14 protein-coding genes are annotated in these 17,280 nt (G+C 65.0%); 8 read left to right on the plus strand and 6 right to left on the minus strand.

The window, feature by feature from the left end; translation table 11 throughout:
• Window positions 1–65 precede the first annotated feature (65 nt).
• Complete coding sequence (locus tag ACQR0Z_RS17500; protein WP_434919480.1) at window positions 66–803, plus strand: glycosyltransferase family 2 protein; 738 nt, start codon at window positions 66–68, stop codon at window positions 801–803.
• The gene (locus tag ACQR0Z_RS17505) at window positions 803–1,141 is read left to right on the plus strand and encodes a lipid-A-disaccharide synthase N-terminal domain-containing protein (RefSeq protein ID WP_035645206.1); all 339 of its coding nucleotides are present in this window, start codon (window positions 803–805) and stop codon (window positions 1,139–1,141) included. Before ACQR0Z_RS17500 ends, ACQR0Z_RS17505 begins: the two co-directional genes overlap by 1 nt.
• 266 nt (window positions 1,142–1,407) lie before the next feature.
• On the opposite strand, the gene ACQR0Z_RS17510 is transcribed toward ACQR0Z_RS17505, so the two are convergent.
• Both ACQR0Z_RS17510 and metC read right to left on the minus strand, forming a co-directional pair.
• Window positions 1,408–3,105: a Na/Pi cotransporter family protein gene (locus ACQR0Z_RS17510; RefSeq protein ID WP_434919481.1), complete on the minus strand. Its 1,698-nt coding sequence runs from the start codon at window positions 3,103–3,105 to the stop codon at window positions 1,408–1,410.
• Window positions 3,106–3,228: 123 nt separating this feature from the next.
• A complete protein-coding gene (gene metC, locus ACQR0Z_RS17515; protein ID WP_434858885.1) occupies window positions 3,229–4,422 on the minus strand; it encodes a cystathionine beta-lyase in 1,194 nt (397 codons plus the stop codon).
• Window positions 4,423–4,737: 315 nt separating this feature from the next.
• On the opposite strand from metC, the gene ACQR0Z_RS17520 reads away from it, so the two are divergent.
• Genes ACQR0Z_RS17520 through ACQR0Z_RS17535 form a run of 4 tightly spaced genes read left to right on the plus strand, consistent with a single transcriptional unit; the run spans window position 4,738 to window position 9,335 of the window.
• Entirely contained in the window at window positions 4,738–5,754 is a 1,017-nt protein-coding gene (locus ACQR0Z_RS17520) for an amino acid ABC transporter substrate-binding protein (protein ID WP_434858884.1), read from the plus strand.
• Window positions 5,755–5,790: 36 nt separating this feature from the next.
• Window positions 5,791–6,996, plus strand: a complete 1,206-nt coding sequence (locus tag ACQR0Z_RS17525; protein ID WP_434858883.1) for an amino acid ABC transporter permease — start codon at window positions 5,791–5,793, stop codon at window positions 6,994–6,996.
• 49 nt (window positions 6,997–7,045) lie between these two features.
• Window positions 7,046–8,566, plus strand: coding sequence for an amino acid ABC transporter permease (locus ACQR0Z_RS17530; RefSeq protein WP_434919482.1), 1,521 nt, complete (start codon window positions 7,046–7,048; stop codon window positions 8,564–8,566).
• 25 nt (window positions 8,567–8,591) lie between these two features.
• Window positions 8,592–9,335 carry an amino acid ABC transporter ATP-binding protein gene (locus ACQR0Z_RS17535; protein WP_434858881.1) on the plus strand — a complete coding sequence of 248 codons (744 nt, stop codon included), beginning with the start codon at window positions 8,592–8,594 and terminating at the stop codon, window positions 9,333–9,335.
• Between the two features lie 72 nt (window positions 9,336–9,407).
• Here ACQR0Z_RS17535 and ACQR0Z_RS17540 read toward each other — a convergent pair whose 3' ends face one another.
• The 4 genes from ACQR0Z_RS17540 to ACQR0Z_RS17555 all read right to left on the minus strand — a co-directional run bounded on the left by ACQR0Z_RS17540 (window position 9,408) and on the right by ACQR0Z_RS17555 (window position 14,038).
• A complete protein-coding gene (locus tag ACQR0Z_RS17540; RefSeq protein ID WP_434919483.1) occupies window positions 9,408–10,442 on the minus strand; it encodes a cysteine synthase A in 1,035 nt (344 codons plus the stop codon).
• A gap of 95 nt (window positions 10,443–10,537) precedes the next feature.
• Window positions 10,538–11,767 carry a class I SAM-dependent methyltransferase gene (locus tag ACQR0Z_RS17545; RefSeq protein ID WP_434858879.1) on the minus strand — a complete coding sequence of 410 codons (1,230 nt, stop codon included), beginning with the start codon at window positions 11,765–11,767 and terminating at the stop codon, window positions 10,538–10,540.
• Window positions 11,768–11,871: 104 nt separating this feature from the next.
• Complete coding sequence (locus ACQR0Z_RS17550) at window positions 11,872–12,717, minus strand: DUF1365 domain-containing protein (protein WP_434919484.1); 846 nt, start codon at window positions 12,715–12,717, stop codon at window positions 11,872–11,874.
• 7 nt (window positions 12,718–12,724) lie between these two features.
• Entirely contained in the window at window positions 12,725–14,038 is a 1,314-nt protein-coding gene (locus ACQR0Z_RS17555) for an NAD(P)/FAD-dependent oxidoreductase (RefSeq protein ID WP_434919485.1), read from the minus strand.
• Between the two features lie 301 nt (window positions 14,039–14,339).
• Here ACQR0Z_RS17555 and ACQR0Z_RS17560 point away from each other — a divergent pair, with 301 nt between their 5' ends.
• Both ACQR0Z_RS17560 and ACQR0Z_RS17565 read left to right on the plus strand, forming a co-directional pair.
• Window positions 14,340–15,863, plus strand: coding sequence for an efflux transporter outer membrane subunit (locus ACQR0Z_RS17560; RefSeq protein WP_434919486.1), 1,524 nt, complete (start codon window positions 14,340–14,342; stop codon window positions 15,861–15,863).
• Window positions 15,853–17,256 carry an efflux RND transporter periplasmic adaptor subunit gene (locus ACQR0Z_RS17565; RefSeq protein ID WP_434919487.1) on the plus strand — a complete coding sequence of 468 codons (1,404 nt, stop codon included), beginning with the start codon at window positions 15,853–15,855 and terminating at the stop codon, window positions 17,254–17,256. Before ACQR0Z_RS17560 ends, ACQR0Z_RS17565 begins: the two co-directional genes overlap by 11 nt.
• Window positions 17,257–17,280 lie beyond the last annotated feature (24 nt).

A 17,280-nucleotide genomic window follows, 5' to 3' on the forward strand; every position in this document is an offset into this window, starting at 1 on the left:
AATAAGCCCCCGCCGGAGCGCCCGGGGCAGGAACCGGCCCGATCACGCCCATACGAGTCTCGCTCTTGTCGACCGAAACCCCCGTTGCCGTCTCCATCGTCGTTCCCGTGCGCAACGAGGCCGGCAATATCACGCCCTTGATCACCGAGATCGCGGCCGCGCTCGATGGTCTCTGGGCTTACGAGATCATCTACGTCAACGATGGCTCGACCGACGAGACCGCACAGCGGCTTGCCGAGGAAATGGCGCGCCGGCCCAATCTGCGTGTGCTGCGCCATGAAAAGTCGTCCGGTCAATCCGCGGCCGTGCGCAGCGGCATCCGCGCGGCGCACGGAGCTGTCGTGGCGACGCTCGACGGCGATGGCCAGAACAACCCGGCGTTCCTGCCCGAGCTGATCGCCGCGCTCGAGAAGGGCGGCGCCGGTGTCGGCCTCGTTGCCGGCCAGCGCGTCGGCCGTAAGGACACCGGCTTCAAGAAATTCCAGTCGCGGGTCGCGAACAGGATCCGCAACGCCGTTCTGCATGACGGCACGCGCGACACCGGATGTGGCCTCAAGGCGGTCCGCCGCGACGTGTTCCTGATGATGCCGTATTTCGATGGTCTGCACCGCTTTCTCCCGGCCCTGGTGCGGCGCGAAGGCTACGACATCGCCTATGTCGACGTCATCGATCGTCCGCGCCATTCGGGCGTCTCGAACTACGGCTTCTTCGACCGGCTCTGGATCGGGATCATGGATCTCGCCGGTGTGTGGTGGCTGATCCGCCGCAAGAAGCCGACGCCTGTCGCGATCGAGGTGAAATGATGCTCATTCAGTTCGGGCAGGCGTTCAGCAACTATCTCTACGATATCTTCATCGCCAAGTTCGATTTCTGGCTGGTGTTCGGTCTTGCCGCGCAGCTCGCCTTTGCGGCGCGCTTCCTGGTGCAGTGGATCGCGAGCGAGCGCGCGGGCAAGAGCGTCGTGCCGCTGGCGTTCTGGTTCTTCTCGATCGGCGGCGGGTTGATGACGCTGATCTACGGCCTCGTGAAGCGCGAGCCGGTCATCATCTTCGGCCAGCTGTTGTCGAACGTCATCTACGTCCGTAACGTCATGCTGATCTTCAAGAACCGCCAGAAGGAATCGCAGACGCTGAGCAATTGAGCGGAGCGGCGCTCAGCGTCACGACCGTTTGAGGGTTACGGGTAGGCGGACTACGATCGCACACCACACCCACCGTCATTCCGGGGCGAGGCCGCAGGCCTTGAACCCGGAATCTCGAGATTGGCTTGCGTTCATTTCCAACAACATCGGGATTCCGGGTTCAATCGCCGAAGCGCAGCCGCGTTGCGGTTGCACTTCGACGATTGCTCCGGAATGACGATCAACGGGACGAGACAGCTTGCATCAATCGGCAGAGCGCGGGGGACTCAGCGCGACAGCGGTTGAACGCCCGATGCAGGCAGGGCAGTGACGGTCCTCACGCTCTCCGCCTCCTCACTCCTGCGCGTCGCAACCTCGCCGGCCGCGTCCAGGACCGGATACGCCACCGAGCAGATATGCGAGTGAATGCGGCGGAGGTCGCGCAGCACGTCGAGATGCAGTGACGTCGTCTCCAGCGTCTCCGACCGGCCCTCACGCAGCCTTTCCAAATGCCGCTCCGTCGCGGCGAGCTCGGCGTTGCGCAGCTCGGCCTTCTGATCCAGCAGCTGATGCGCCTGCTGCGCGTCGCCCGACATGAAGATGCCGAAGGCGATCCGCAGCGATTCCATGATCTGGCGGTGGAAGGACTGCAACTCCTCGGCGCCCTCGACCGAGAACTGGAACCGGCGCTTGATCTTCTTGGTCGCGAGTTCGCTCAGGTTCTTGTCGATGATGTCGCCGATGTGCTCGAGGTTGATCGCAAGCGAGATGATCTCCATCGCCCGCTTGCCCTCGCGCTCGTCGAGACTGCCGCGCGTCAGCTTGGTGATGTAGAGCTTGATGGCTTCGTCGAGGCGGTCGACGACGTTGTCGTTGCGCGACACCTGATCGACCAGGCCGCGATCATTGGTCATCATGGCCGTCATGACGTTGCGCAGCATGGTCTCGACGAGATCGCCCATGCGCAGCGCCTCACGCGCGGCATCGGCCAGCGCCAGCGATGGGGTTTCCAGCGCGGTTTCGTCGAGATAGCGCGGCTTGGCCGGGTCGACCTCGGCCGGACGGTCCGGGAACAGCCTGACGAGCAGCTTCTCCATGACTCCGAGCAGGCCGATGAACACCACGGCCGTGCCGAGGTTGAAGGCCATGTGGAACTGGGCGGTCAGCTTCGAGAGGTCGGGCTGCACCTGCTGCAACTGGGCCGCAAGCGGATGCAGGAACGGCGCGATCAGCGCGACGCCGATGATGCGATTGAGGAGATTGCCGACCGGCAAGCGGTAGCTCGCGGGATTGTCGCGCCGCGCGCCCTCGAACACCGGATTGACCGCGCTGCCGAGATTGGCCCCGAGCACCAATGCCAGCGCCGCCTCGGCGGTGATGAAATGCGCATAGGCCAGCGACATCACCAGGAGCACGCTGGCGACACTGGAATGCACGATCCAGGTGACGGCCGCGCCGAAAATGATGCACAGCGTGACATCCGCCGTGATCGCCTGCATGAACACGCGCATCGCCGGCGCTTCCTCGGCGGGCGCGAGCGTATCGATCAGGATGTGCAGCGAGAGCAGCATCAGCCCGAGGCCGATCGAGACGCGGCCGAGATCCTTGATTCGCGACCGTGGCCCGCTGCGGAACGCAACCAGTCCCAGCACGAACAGGATCGGCGCGACGGCCGCCACGTTGAACGACAACACCTGCACGATGAGCGTCGTGCCGATATTGGCGCCGAGCATGATCGCCATGGCGGGGATCAGGCCGACCAGGCCCTCCGCCGCAAACGACGTGGTGATGAGCGCGGTCGCGGTGCTGCTCTGGAGCAGGGCAGTGAGGCCCAATCCGGCGAGCAGGGCGCTGAAGCGGTTGCGCAGCGCGCGCGACAGCAGCAGCCGCAGATCCGGGCCGAATGCGCGCAGGATACCGCTGTGGACCATGTGAAGGCCCCACAGCAGCAACGCCACACCGCCCATCAGATCGAGCAGAACCATGATGTCCAATCGTATCCGCATCCGCTGCCGCGGAGGCTACGCCCAATCGGCAGCGGATCAACGTCATTTTGTCGGCCGCGCCTGCCTGATCGCAGGGCGTTCCGTTGACTGGTGACGATGCGGTTAAGCCGCATTGAAGGCCGCGAAGCCGCGATCGAGGTCCGCCTTGAGATCCTCGACGTTCTCCAGCCCGATGTGCAGGCGCAACGTGGGGCCTCCCGGCGCCCAGGACGTGGCGGTGCGGTAGCTCGCACAGTCGAACGGGATCGCGAGACTCTCGAAGCCGCCCCAGGAATACCCCATGCCGAACAGGGTCAGCGTGTCGAGCATCGCATCGACGGCCGCCTGCGGCTTTGGTTGCAGCACGATGCTGAACAGGCCGGAGGCGCCGGTGAAGTCGCGCTTCCAGATCGCATGTCCCGGATGGCTCTCCAGCGCCGGATGCAGCACGTCGATCACCTCGGGGCGGGCGGCGAGCCAGCGCGCCATCTCCAGGCCCGACCGGTGATGCTGCGCGAGCCGCACGCCGAGCGTTCGCACGCCGCGCAGGGCCAGGAACACGTCGTCAGGCCCGGCGCAGACGCCGAGCAGGCGGATGCCCTCGGAGATCAGCGGCCACGCTTTCGCATTGGCCGAAATCGTTCCGAACATGATGTCGGAATGGCCGCCGATATATTTGGTCGCCGCCTGCATGCTGATGTCGACGCCCTGGTCGAGCGAGCGGTGATAGAGCGGCGTGGCCCAGGTGTTGTCGTCGATGACCAGCGCGCCATGCGCGTGCGCGACCGCTGCAATCGCGGGAATGTCAGGCATTTCGAAGGATTGGGAGCCCGGCGCCTCAACAACCACCGCGCGTGTATTCGGTTTGAGCAGTTGCTCAATTCCTGTGCCGATCAATGGGTCAAAATAGGTCGTCTCGACGCCATAGCGCGCCAGCATGCCGTTGCAGAAATTGCGCGTCGGCCGGTAGATGCTGTCGCAGACCAGCACGTGGTCCCCGGCCTTGAGCACCGAGAGCAGGGTGGTCGAGATGGCACCGAGACCCGACGGCGCAATGCCCACGCCGGCGCATTGCGGGCCTTCCAGCGCCATCAGCACCTGCTGCAGCGCCTTTGTGGTCGGCGTGCCGTGGCGGCCATACTGAAACTCGCCGCGATGCGCGTGCAGGTCCTCGGCCGTTGGATACAGAACGGTCGACCCATGAACGACCGGGGGATTCACGAATCCGTGCTGCGCCTTCGTATCCCGTCCCGCCGTGACCAGCCGTGTTTCGACGTTTTGTCGCACCGCCGCAGCGGGGTCGTTCGATGATGCCATCAGTGTGTCTTTTCTCTCTAAAGCCTGCCAGCATAGGGCAAATCGGGCAGCATTGCGTCGTTAATAACAGAATGCAGAACAGGGCCGTCAACCCCTTGACCCGGACAGCCAGTCGTTCTGTGATGCCGGCGCAATTCGATCGCTGCACGTTGAGGGGCTTGCCGCGATTTCCGCTTCATCTGGCATGCACGGCTCAGCTGTGCATGGCATCAGCCATATTGTTGGTATGGCGTTTGCAAAAGCGGATTCAGGTCGGGTCCCGCCACGCGCTGAGATTTCAACGCTCCCGAAGGACGACCGCGAAAGGCTGTATTTATGAAACGCGTCACTGTTGCTCTTACTCTTGCTCTCGCCCCGATGCTGGCGAGCGTCGGCGCCCAGGCCGATACGCTCAAGACCGTCAAGGATCGCGGCATGGTCGCCTGCGGCGTCAGCCAGGGCCTGCCTGGTTTCTCGAACCCGGACGACAAGGGCAATTGGACCGGGCTCGACGTCGACGTCTGCCGCGCCATTGCAGCTGCCATCTTCAACGACCCGACCAAGGTGAAGTTCGTACCGCTGTCCGCCAAGGACCGTTTCACGGCTCTGCAGTCGGGCGAGGTGGACGTGCTGTCGCGCAACACGACCTGGACCCTGTCGCGTGACACCTCGCTGGGCGCCAATTTCGCCGGCGTCACCTATTATGACGGCCAGGGCTTCATGGTGAAGAAGGCCCTGAAGGTCAATTCCGCGCTCGAGCTGAACAGCGCCTCGGTCTGCGTGCAGACCGGCACCACCACCGAGCAGAACCTTGCCGACTACTTCAAGGCCAACAAGATGAAGTACGAGGTGATCGCGTTCGCCGGCGCCGACGAGACGGTGAAGGCCTATGAATCCGGCCGTTGCGACGTGTTCACGACCGACGTCTCCGGCCTCTATGCCGAGCGCCTGAAGCTCTCCAATCCGGCCGACCACGTCGTGCTGCCCGAGGTGATCTCCAAGGAGCCGCTCGGCCCGATGGTGCGTCACGGCGACGACCAGTGGTTCGACATCGTGAAGTGGACGCTGTTCGGGCTGATCACCGCCGAGGAGATGGGCGTCACCCAGGCCAACGCCGACGAGATGGCGAAGTCCGACAAGCCCGAGTTCAAGCGCGCATTCGGCACCGATGGCAATCTCGGTGAGCAGCTCGGTCTCACCAAGGACTGGTTCTCGCGCATCGTCAAGGCCGTCGGCAATTACGGCGAGATGTATGACCGCAACGTCGGCGCCGGCTCCAAGCTGCAGATCGCGCGCGGTCTGAACCAGCTCTGGAACAAGGGCGGCCTGCAGTACGCGCCGCCGATCCGCTGATCGCTGGACGATATCGGGGCATCGGGGCTGCGGCGAATGAGTATCGAAGCGAGGCTACCGCCTCCGCAATATGGGCTTCGGTTGAAGCGCATGCTCGGGGGCAAGGCAGGATGGAACGGCATCATCCTGCAGATCCTGTTCGTCGCAGTCCTGGCGTGGGTTGGCTACGAGATCGTCGCCAACGCTCGCAGCAACCTCGCCGCCCAACGCATCACGTCGGGCTTCGGGTTCCTCAACAACACGGCCGGGTTCGACGTGAACCAGGCCCTGATCAGCTACACCGGCTCGGACAGTTACAGCCGGGTGCTGATGGTGGGCGTCCTCAATACGCTGCTGGTGTCCGTCATCGGCATCGTGCTGTCGACGATCCTCGGGTTCCTGGTGGCGCTCGGCCGGTTGTCGCCGAATGCGCTGCTGTCGCGGGTCTCGGGCGCCTATGTCGAGCTGATCCGCAATCTGCCGCTGCTGTTCCAGATCCTGTTCTGGTACCTCGCGGTGCTGGCAGCGCTGCCGGGGCCACGCCAGAGCATCTCGCTGTTCTCGACCTTCTTCCTCAACAATCGCGGCTTCATCGTTCCGCGCCCGGTCGAGGAACCCGGCCTGATGCCGTTCCTGATCGCGCTCGGGGTCGCGATCCTCGCCTCTGTCGGTCTGCGGCTTTATGCGCGGCGTGAGCTGTTCCTGCGCGGCCATGCGATGCGGATCTGGCCCTATGTGCTGGGCATGCTGATCGGCCTGCCGCTGATTGCGGTCGTCGTCTTCGGCGTGCCCGTGGCCTTCGAGGTCCCCGTCCTGAAGGGCTTCAACTTCGCCGGCGGCTCGCGCATCATTCCCGAGCTCGTCGCCCTGACCCTGGCGCTCACGATGTATACGGCCTCGTTCATCGCCGAGGTCGTCCGCGCCGGCATCCTGTCGGTGCACAAGGGGCAGATGGAGGCGGGGCTCTCGCTCGGATTGAGCCGCGGTACCGTGCTGCGCCTGATCGTGGTGCCACAGGCGCTCCGCGTGATCCTGCCGCCGCTGACCAACCAGTATCTCAACCTCACCAAGAATTCCTCGCTCGCGGTCGCCATCGGCTATCCCGATCTCGTCTCGGTGTTCGCCGGCACCACGATGAGCCAGACCGGACAGGCCATCGAGATCATCGGCATCACCATGGGCGTCTATCTGGCGCTGTCGCTGATCACGAGCGCGGGGATGAGCTTCTACAGCTGGCGGCTGGGCAAGAGACTGGGTGCATGACGCAGGCTTGGTGCATGAAGACAATTTCGCGCATGAAGAGATTTGGCGCATGACCGACATCACCGCTTCGACCTTCATTCGTCAGGACATGGCCGGCGAACGGCCGGCGCCGGTGAAGACCACGGGCTTCGTCGGCTTCGTCCGCACGCGGCTCCTGAACTCGCCGACCAACATCCTGCTTACCCTGGTCAGCGCGCTGCTGATCTGGTTCACCGTGATCCCGGCCTTGAAATTCATGCTGGTGGACGCGGTCTGGGTCGGCAAGGACCGCGATGCCTGCCTCGCGGAGAACGCCGGTCGCGTGGTCGGCGCCTGCTGGCCGTACGTCACGGCGAAGTTCGGCCAGTTCATGTACGGCTTCTACCCGGACGCCGAGCGCTGGCGAGTCAATCTGACCTATGGGCTCGCGGTACTGCTGCTGGTGCCGCTGCTGATTCCGCGTCTGCCGGCCAAGGGGCTGAACGCCGGCCTGTTCTTCTTCGCGCTTCCGGTCGTGGCGTTCTTCCTGCTCTATGGCGGCGGCCTGTCGGGCTTCGGCGTGAGCTGGACGACCAGCACGCTGCAACTGTTCGTGGAGAGCATCGATACCGCGGGCAACGCGCTGGTCCGTGCAGGCGACAGCGTGCCGGTGGTCGGCATGCTGCTGTGGCTGCTCGGCAAGCTCGTCGTTCTGATCGGAACGCTGGCGACATGGGTGATCTGGCCGCTGGTCTGGGTCCGCCATGAGCTGCAGCAATCGCACCAGCCGGTGTGGAACGACCTCGTGATCACCGGCATCGTGGTCACCGCGCTGGTGTTCGTGGTCGGCGGCGGCAGCAGGGCGCTGCGCAGCGTGATCGCGACCGCCGCGACCTTCGTCGGCATCGCCATCGTCATTGCCGTCATGGGCCTCGATCGCGGCGGCCTGTCGATCGTCGACACGCGGCTGTGGGGCGGCATGCTGGTGACGCTGGTCGTGTCGGTGATCGGCATCGTCGCCTCGATGCCGATCGGCATCGCGCTGGCGCTCGGGCGCCGCTCGACCATTCCGCTGATCCGCATCTTCTCGATCGCCTTCATCGAGCTCGTGCGCGGCGTGCCGCTGATCACGGTGCTGTTCTTCGCGACCTACATGCTGCCGCTGTTCCTGCCCGGCAATGTCCGCGTCGACGGCCTGGTGCGCGCGCTGATCGGTGTCGCGCTGTTCTCCGGCGCCTATATGGCCGAGGTGATCCGTGGCGGTCTGCAGGCCATTCCGCGCGGCCAGGCCGAAGCGGCGAGCGCGCTCGGCCTGTCCTGGTGGAAGACCACGAGCTTCATCGTGCTGCCGCAGGCGCTGCGCCACGTCATCCCCGGCATCGTCAACAGCTTCATCTCGCTGTTCAAGGACACCTCGCTGGTCTCGATCGTTGCGCTGTTCGACCTGCTCGGCAGCCTCAAGGCCTCGTTCGCCGATCCGGTCTGGGCGACGCCGACCACGGCCTTCACCGGCTTCGCCTTCACCGGGCTGATCTACTTCGCCTTCTGCTTCGGCATGTCACGCTATTCCATGCTGGTCGAGCGCCGTCTCAACGCGCACCGGCGCAATTGAACAAGACATCGCGAGTCACCGAACCATGTCTGCAAACTCCATCGTCAGCATTGCCGCGCTCAACAAATGGTACGGCGAGTTCCACGTCCTGCGCGACGTCAACCTGTCGGTCGCCAAGGGCGAGCGCATCGTCATCTGCGGGCCCTCAGGCTCCGGAAAATCGACGCTGATCCGCTGCATCAATGCGCTCGAGGAGTTCCAGGAGGGCGAGATCAATGTCGACGGCATCGATCTCGGTCCGAACCTCAAGCGCGTCGATGAGGTGCGCCGCGAGGTCGGCATGGTGTTCCAGAGCTTCAACCTGTTCCCGCATCTGACCGTGTTGGAGAACTGCACCCTGGCGCCGATCTGGGTGCGCAACATCCCGCAGAAGGAAGCGGAGGAAACCGCGATGAAGTTCCTGGAGCGTGTCAAGATCCCGCACCAGGCGCACAAATATCCGGGGCAGATGTCCGGCGGTCAGCAGCAGCGCGTGGCCATCGCCCGTGCTCTGACGATGAACCCGAAGGTCATGCTGTTCGACGAGCCGACCTCGGCGCTCGATCCGGAGATGGTCAAGGAGGTGCTCGACACCATGGTCGACCTCGCCAAGGAGGGCATGACCATGCTCGTCGTCACCCACGAGATGGGCTTCGCCCGCGAGGTCGCCAACCGCGTCGTGTTCATGGACGCCGGCCAGATCATCGAGTCGAACACGCCCGAGGAATTCTTCGCCCATCCGCAGCACGCGCGCAGCAAGCTGTTCCTGAGCCAGATCCTGCGGCATTGATGAGGGGCGAATGGGGAGTAGCGAATAGGGTTGTCAGCCTCGACGTGAGCCGCAATCCTTCGCTACTCGCTCTCACACGAACGGCGGCTTGATGCCGCTGCGCCGCTCCAGCCATGCCGGCACCGGCAGGTTTTTCGAACGCATGAACTCCGGATTGTACAGCTTCGACTGATAGCGTGTCCCGGAGTCGCACAGGATGGTCACGATGGTGTGGCCGGGGCCGAGCTTCCGGGCGAGCTGCACCGCGCCGGCAACATTGACGCCGGTCGAGCCGCCCAGACACAGGCCCTCGTGCTGCACGAGATCGTAGATCGTATTGACGGCGTCTTCGTCCGAGACCAGGAAGGCGTCGTCGACCTTGGCGGTCTCGATGACCGGCGTGACGCGGCCGATGCCGATGCCCTCGGTGATGGAGTCGCCGGGCGTCGACTTCACCTCGCCGTTCTTGAACCAGTTGTACATCGCAAAGCCGTGCGGATCGGCGCAGGCGGTCACGATGTTCTTGTTCCTGTCCTTTAGATAACGGCTGGTTCCGGCGATGGTGCCGCCGGTGCCGACGGCGCAGATGAACGCATCGACCTTGCCTCCGGTCTGCTCCCAGATCTCCGGGCCGGTCGACTCGTAATGCGCCTTGGCATTGTCGAGATTGTTCCACTGGTCGGCGAACAGCACGCCGTTGGGTTCGGTCTTGCGCAGTTCGTCGGCCAGGCGGCGGCCGACATGCTGGTAGTTGTTGGGATTGCTGAACGGCAGCGCGGGCACCTCGACGAGGTCGGCCCCGCACAGCCGCAGCATGTCCTTCTTTTCCTGGCTCTGCGTCTCCGGGATCACGATCAGGGTGCGATAGCCGCGCGCGCTGGCGACGACGGCGAGACCGATCCCGGTGTTGCCGGCGGTGGCTTCCACCACGAGCCCGCCGGGCTTGAGATCGCCGCGCTTCTCGGCCTCCAGGATCATCCATTTGCCGGCGCGGTCCTTCACCGACTGGCCGGGATTCATGAACTCGGCCTTGCCGAGAATGGTGCAGCCCGTCGCCTCCGAGGCGCGCTTGAGCTTGATCAGGGGCGTGTTGCCGACCGCGGCAACGACGTCGTTTCTTATGGCCATTTGCAGATACCTTGGGCAGCTTCCTCGATCACATCTAGGAAGACACTAGCCCAGTCTCCAGTGCGGCGTAAGCCGAAGGCCTCGACGACCGTCTTCTAACGCGCCTTGGCGAACACGACCTGCCGGACATCGATGTTCCCCGACAGGAAACCTGCTTCGCAGTAGGACAGGTAGTATTCCCACAGCCGGCGGAAGCGCTCGTCGAAGCCTGAGGGCGTGAGGTCCGGCCAGGCGTTGCGGAAATTGCTTCGCCAGATCGCAAGCGTCTTGGCATAATCTTGCCCGAAGATGCGCTCGCGGATGACGGGCATGCCAAACCGTTCGCCGAACGACTTCAGGATCTGCGGCGTCGGCAGCATGCCGCCGGGGAAGACGTAGCGCTGGATGAAGTCGACCTCGCGGCGGTAGTGCTGGAACAGGCTGTCCTGGATGGTAATCGCCTGGACACCGGCGAGGCCGCCCGGCAGCAGCCGGTCTCGCAACTGCGAAAAATATTTCGGCCAGAACTGCTCGCCGACCGCCTCGATCATCTCGATCGAGGCGATGCGGTCATAGCGGTCGCGCTCGTCGCGGTAGTCCTGCAGCCGGATCTCGACCTTCTCGGCAAGCCCGGCCTCATGGATGCGGCGCTGCGCGAAATCGCGCTGCTGCTCGCTGATGGTCAGCCCGACGACCTTAGTGCCGAACGTCTTGGCGGCATATTCGGCAAAACCGCCCCAGCCGCAGCCGATCTCCAGCAGCGTCTGCCCGGGCTTCAGGTCGATCGCCTCGGCGAGCCGCTTGTACTTGTTGGTCTGCGCGGCCGTAAGGTCGGTGGTGTGCTCCTCGAACAGCGCCGAGGAGTAGGTCATGCTCGGGTCGAGCCAGGCCGAATAGAACGAATTGCCGATGTCGTAATGCGCGTAGATGTTGCGCTTGGCCTGACGCCGGGTGTTGCGGTTGAACCAGTGCCGGACCAGCTGCGCGAACCTGATCAGCGGCTTGTCCTCCAGCATCGACTGCAGCAGATGCTGGTTGACGCAGAACAGATAGAGAAACTGCGTCAGGTCCGGCGTGTCCCAATCGCCGTTGAGATAGGCCTCGGCGATGCCGATATCGCCGCCGTTGATGATGCCAGCCGCAAAGCCGTAATTGGCCAGGATCATCGCCGCCGCCGGTCCCGGCTCGACGCCGCCGAGCCGGACAACGCGGCCGTCGGGCAGGGTGACGTCGAGCGTTCCCTTGCGGAGCCGCGAGCCGAAGCCCAGCGCGAGACGCGGCAGGCGGGGCAGGTCGGCAAGCACCTTGTTGATGTTGTCGGGGGTGACGGGGATGACGTCCGGCATGGCAGGTCCATTCACGCAAACGGCTCCGCCTCCGCCTCTCCGGTGCAGCGGCCGCAGCGGCGCTGGCTGGGAGGTGAAAGCAGGGCGCAGCTCACCGTTTCCGGTCAGCGCCGAGATATATAAGCTTGGCTGTCGTTTCTCGCCAAGCCGCTATCCGCGACCGCGAGAGGAGGGATTTCACCGCGCGGGACGAGCCGTACGCCCTTGGCCCAGAGCCGCAGTGCTTCCCAGTGGATCGCCGCGAAGATCTTGAGTGTCACCAGCGGCAGCGAGGCGAAGGCTGTCAGCAGCGAGCGGGAGTTCAGCTCTCGGCGGCGGCCGAAGAAGGTGGCGGCGAGCAGGGGGCCGTCGCTATCGGTCTCGAGAATGCGCAACTTGACGATGTCGCCGGGCGGCGTCACCCGGAAATGGTAGCGCATCGCCATGTCGATGAATGGCGAGACGTAGAAGGTCTTGTCCTGCTCTTGGCGTAGCCCGGCCGCCGTGAGCTCACCCGCGCCGACCGGCAGCACATAGGGCTTCATCTCGCCGAATGTGTTGCGGACCTCGTAGATCATCAGCGCCAGCGTGCCGTCGCCGCGATAGCAGAAATACACCGAGAGCGGGTTGAAGACGTAGCCGAGCAGCCGCGGATAACATAGCAGCAGGACACGGCCGCCGGTCAGATCAACGCCTTGCGCCGTTGCGCAGGTTTGCGCGTAGGCGAGCAGCGACGAGCCGTCACGCGGGCCGTGGTCGCGCTCGTGGAAGCTGTAGAGCGCGCGGCGATTGACGCCGAACAGGGGAGATTGCCGGTCCGCCTCCTCGAGCCGGCCGAGGTCGACCATCAGGCTCATCACCCGATACTGGAAACGGTGCGTGGTCGGCCGCATGCGGGCATGCATGACCTCGCCGACGTAGAGCGCCGCTGCCGGCGTCAGATCGCGTTGTCCGGATTGGTCCGTGTCCATGCCGTGTCTATTCCGCAGCCTCGGCAAGCCCCGCGGGAAGCCCGCGCCAGGGTACGCCGGCGCCGAGCGCCTCCGCCACCGCGAGGCCCGAGCGTAGCCCGTCCTCGTGGAAACCATAGCCCGTCCAGGCCCCGCAGAACCAGGTATGGCGGTGGCCCTGGATGGCCGGAAGACGCTTCTGCGCCGCAAAGGCGGCGGCGGTGTATTGCGGATGCTCGCAGACGTAGCGGCCGAAGGTCAACTCTGGAGCCGGAGCGAACGGCGGGTTGAGGCTGACGAACAGCGGCTTGTCGTGGTCGATGCCCTGCAGATTATTCATCCAATAGGTCACGGCGACGTCGTTCATCGGCACGCCTTCGCGCTGCCAGCGCAGGAAATTCCATGACGCCCAGGCGCGGCGGCGCTTCGGCATCAGCCTGGGGTCGCGATGAAGATAGATCGTGTTGGGCGAGTATTTGATCGCCCCGAGCACGCTGCGTTCCTGCTCGTCGGCATCCGACAGCATCGACAGCGCCTGGTCGCTGTGGGCGGCGATGACGACGTGATCGTAGGCGTCGTGGTGCCCGGTGCTGTCATGGACCACGACGCCATGCGCGGTACGCTCGATGCCGGTCACGGCGATGCCGAGCCTGACATGGCTGCGGAAGCCCGCCATCAGCTTCTCGACATAGCGCCGGCTGCCGCCCTTGACCGTGCGCCAGACCGGACGATCGTACTGCAACAAGCGATGGTTGCTGAAGAAGGCCACGAAGTTTTCGGCCGGAAACTCCAGCATCTCGGACGCAGGCGCCGACCAGATCGCGGCTCCCATCGGAGCCAGATAGTCGGTCAGGAGCCGCGGCGCGAAATGGTTGCGGCGGAAATAGTCGCCGAGCGTGAGGCCTTCGAGGCGGCCGGCCTTGAAGTCGGCAGTGCTCTGCTCGTTGAAGGTGAGAATGTCCCTGAGCATCCAAAGATAGGAGGTCGACAGCAGGTTGCTCGGCTGTGCGAACAGCCCCTTGGCCGTATCGAACCAGGTGTTGCCGCCGCCCTTCCACTCGAAGCGGCCGGCATCCGCCGTCACGGCGAAGCTCATGCTGCTCTCGACGGTCTCCACGCCCAGATGATCGAATAGCGCGGTCAGTTCGGGATAGTTCAGCTCGTTATAGACGATGAAGCCGATGTCGACCGAAACCGGGATGCCATCGTAGTCGATCGTCACCGTGTGGCTGTGGCCTCCCGGGCGAAGATCGCGCTCATACACGGTGATCGGGTAACGCTTCGCCAAGGCCCAGGCCGCGGCATTCCCCGCGATACCCGTTCCGACCACCGCAACTCGCATAGACTATTCCCCCCTCAAGTTCACGTGCGAGTTACGGAGCCGCCGTCAAAGGGTTTCAGAACGCGTTGCCCCCGTCACACCACGCCCCCTTAATCGCACGCGGCAGATGAAATCTTGGTAAGGCTGATGGGGCGCGCACGCGACCATTTTGTGCAAAAACCCGCTGAATTACGGGAGATTCCGCGATTCGCGGAAAACCTTCGGGGCCGCTGCGGGACGGGGATACGGGGCGGGCAGGGCTGTGCGGCGCCGCGGCCCGGGGCTAGAATGATTCCCAAGACTACAGGGAAGCATCAAGCCAGTGTCCATCGTGCCGATCGCCGTCGACGAGCCTTGCCGCGCGTCCGTTGATACGCGGATTGTCGTCGGAAAGCAGCTGCGCCATGCGCAGCCGGGCCTGCGGCATTTCGCCCGCTGGATCGCCGCCATCGGATTGGCCGCGAGCTCGGCGGGCTGCCTGCTGACCCAGGATATCCCTGATCCCGCCCTCGATCTGCCCAAACGCTACAAGTCGGCCTCCGGAGCCGACCTGGCAGCGCCGCCGACCCTGGACTGGTGGCGCGGCTTCGGCTCGCGCGAGCTGACCCAGCTGATGGAGGAGGCGCAGAGCGTCAACCTCGACATCGCTGCCGCCGTGGCGAGATTCAGGCAGGCCGATGCGCTGGCCCGTCAGGCCGGGGCGGCGCTGCTGCCGAGCCTGTCCACGACCGGGCAGGAAACCTATTCGCGGACATCAGGCTCGAGCTCCAGCGGCCTCACCAATGGCGGCCGCGAGGTCGTCAATTACCAGGCGTCGCTGTCGGCGAGCTATCAGCTCGACTTCTTCGGCCAGAACCGCGACGCCTTGCAGGCCGCCGAGGAGACGGCGGTGGCCAACCGCTTCGATCGCGACGTCACCCAGTTGACGACGCTGGCCACGGTCGCCAACGCCTATTTCCAGGTGCTCGCCGCGCAGGATCGCATCCGTACCGCCGAGCGCAACATCGCCAGCGCCACGCGCGTGCTCGACGCCATCCGCGAGCGGCAGAAGGCCGGCACCGGCAACGACCTCGACGTCGCTCAGCAGGAGAGCGTGCTCGCCAACCAGAAGGCGGCGGTGCCGCCGCTGCGCCAGACACTCGATCAGAACGTCAACGCGCTCGCCGTGCTGGTGGCACGATCGCCCGAGGGCATTCGCATTTCGGGCGGGTCGCTGGACCAGATCCGAACGCCGCGCGTGACACCGGGGCTACCCTCGGAGCTCCTGACGCAGCGGCCGGATATCCGGAGGCAGGAAGCCCAGCTCGCCTCGGCGACGGCAAATGTCGGCAGCGCGCGGGCGCAGTTCTTCCCCAGCATTCAGCTCACCAGCAATGGCGGCTACCAGAGCGCGGCGCTCGTCTCGCTGTTTCAGCCGCACGCGGCGTTCTTCAGCCTTGCGGGCAGCCTGACCCAACCGATCTTCGATGGCGGCCGCATCCTCGGCAATTTCGAGAATGCGAAGGCGCGCCAGGACGAGCTGCTGCAGACCTATCGCAAGACCGTCATCCAGGCGTTCACGGACGTCAACAACGCGCTGTTCTCGATCAAGCAGACCACGCTTCGGCTGCAACTGCAGCGGCAGGTCGTTGCCGCATCGCGCCGGGCGTTCGAACTGTCCGAGCAGCAGCTGCGCGCAGGAACTGCCGACATCGTGACAGTCTTGAACACCCAATTGACGCTGTTCCAGGCCGAGGACACGCTATGGCAGGCGCAGCTCGCGCGGCTGCAGGCGTTCGTGAGCCTGTACCAGGCGCTCGGCGGCGGCTGGGAGCCGCGCATGGAGAAGTCGGCCGATGCTCTTTAAACCGGACGAGAAGGGCACAGGGGCCGTCAAACGCGTGCGCTCGGGCGTGGGCCGGCGGCTGGTCTCGATCACGATCACGCTGCTGATCCTGGGCGGTCTCGGCTATATCGGCTGGTCGGCGATGCAGCAGAAGCAACAGGGCAATAATCGCTTCGCGAGGCCCGACCTTCCGGTGCCGGTGCTGGCCGCGACGCCGGTCGTCAAGGATGTCCCCGTCTATCTCGATGGCGTCGGCTCGGTCCGCGCGCTCAACACCGTCACCGTGCGCTCGCAGGTCGACGGCAAGCTGATTGCGGTCAACTTCGTCGAGGGCCAGGATGTCAAGAAAGGCGACGTGCTCGCCGAGATCGATCCCGCGATCTATCAGGCGCAATACGACCAGGCGGTCGCCAAGAAGGCGCAGGACGAGGCGCAGCTCGCCAACCAGAAGCTCGATCTCGCGCGCTATGAGCAGCTGGCGGCCAGCAGCGCCGGCTCCAAGCAGCAGGCCGACACCCAGCGCGCGGTGGTGGCGCAGCAGCAGGCGCTGATCAAGGCCGACCAGGCCGCGATCGACAATGCCGCGGCAACCCTGAGCTACACCAAGATCGTGGCGCCGATCGCGGGGCGGGCCGGCCTGCGCCAGGTCGACCAGGGCAACATCATCCACTCGTCGGATACGACCGGCCTCGTGGTCATCACCCAATTGCAGCCGATCGCGGTGCAGTTCAGCCTGCCGCAGCAGCAGATCATGCGCGTCAATGCCGCCGCAGCCAAGGGTCCGCTTGCCGTCGACGTGTTCGGCAATGACGGCGTGACGGTGATCGACACCGGCACATTGCGCGGCATCGACAACCAGGTCGACCAGACCACCGGCACGCTCAAGCTGAAAGCGGAATTCCCCAACGCCAAGTTCCAGCTCTGGCCCGGCCAATTCGTCAACGTGCGTCTCAAGGTCGAGACGCTGACGCAGGCGCTGACGGTGCCGACCTCGGCCGTGCAGCGCGGGCCCGCGGGCACCTTCAGCTATGTCATCGGCGAGGGTGACATCGCTTCCGCGCATCCGGTGACGGTGGTGCAGCAGAACGAGAGCGAAGCCGTCGTCGCCAGCGGCCTGACCCCCGGGGACCGCGTGATCACGACCGGCTTCGCCAATCTCGCCGATGGTGCCAAGGTCGTGGTCGGCCGTGCCGACCAGGCGCCGCAGGTCGATCTCGCGCCGCGCAAGCGCGGCCGTAATCCGCAAGGCAAGGACCAGCAGAAGGATCAGGCAAAGGAGGGCGGCGGTCCGCCCGAGGGCGCGCCGAAAGACGGCGAGCGCCGGCGCCGGCCGCCTGCCGACGGCCACAGCGACGCGGGAGGGCCGCCGCAGGGAGCAGGCGAGCAGGGGCGTGGTGCGAGGCCGCAACCATGACGCGTCCGACAGAGTGACGGGGTC

Source organism: Bradyrhizobium sp. HKCCYLS3077, assembly GCF_051167555.1.
Classification (GTDB): domain Bacteria; phylum Pseudomonadota; class Alphaproteobacteria; order Rhizobiales; family Xanthobacteraceae; genus Bradyrhizobium.

Coding starts and splice junctions, on each gene's coding strand:
- ACQR0Z_RS17505 (WP_035645206.1), top strand. CDS start 803: ATGCTCATTCAGTTCGGGCAGGCGTTCAGCAACTATCTCTACGATATC.
- ACQR0Z_RS17510 (WP_434919481.1), bottom strand. CDS start 3,105: ATGGTTCTGCTCGATCTGATGGGCGGTGTGGCGTTGCTGCTGTGGGGC.
- metC (WP_434858885.1), bottom strand. CDS start 4,422: ATGGCATCATCGAACGACCCCGCTGCGGCGGTGCGACAAAACGTCGAA.
- ACQR0Z_RS17520 (WP_434858884.1), top strand. CDS start 4,738: ATGAAACGCGTCACTGTTGCTCTTACTCTTGCTCTCGCCCCGATGCTG.
- ACQR0Z_RS17525 (WP_434858883.1), top strand. CDS start 5,791: ATGAGTATCGAAGCGAGGCTACCGCCTCCGCAATATGGGCTTCGGTTG.
- ACQR0Z_RS17530 (WP_434919482.1), top strand. CDS start 7,046: ATGACCGACATCACCGCTTCGACCTTCATTCGTCAGGACATGGCCGGC.
- ACQR0Z_RS17535 (WP_434858881.1), top strand. CDS start 8,592: ATGTCTGCAAACTCCATCGTCAGCATTGCCGCGCTCAACAAATGGTAC.
- ACQR0Z_RS17540 (WP_434919483.1), bottom strand. CDS start 10,442: ATGGCCATAAGAAACGACGTCGTTGCCGCGGTCGGCAACACGCCCCTG.
- ACQR0Z_RS17545 (WP_434858879.1), bottom strand. CDS start 11,767: ATGCCGGACGTCATCCCCGTCACCCCCGACAACATCAACAAGGTGCTT.
- ACQR0Z_RS17550 (WP_434919484.1), bottom strand. CDS start 12,717: ATGGACACGGACCAATCCGGACAACGCGATCTGACGCCGGCAGCGGCG.
- ACQR0Z_RS17555 (WP_434919485.1), bottom strand. CDS start 14,038: ATGCGAGTTGCGGTGGTCGGAACGGGTATCGCGGGGAATGCCGCGGCC.
- ACQR0Z_RS17565 (WP_434919487.1), top strand. CDS start 15,853: ATGCTCTTTAAACCGGACGAGAAGGGCACAGGGGCCGTCAAACGCGTG.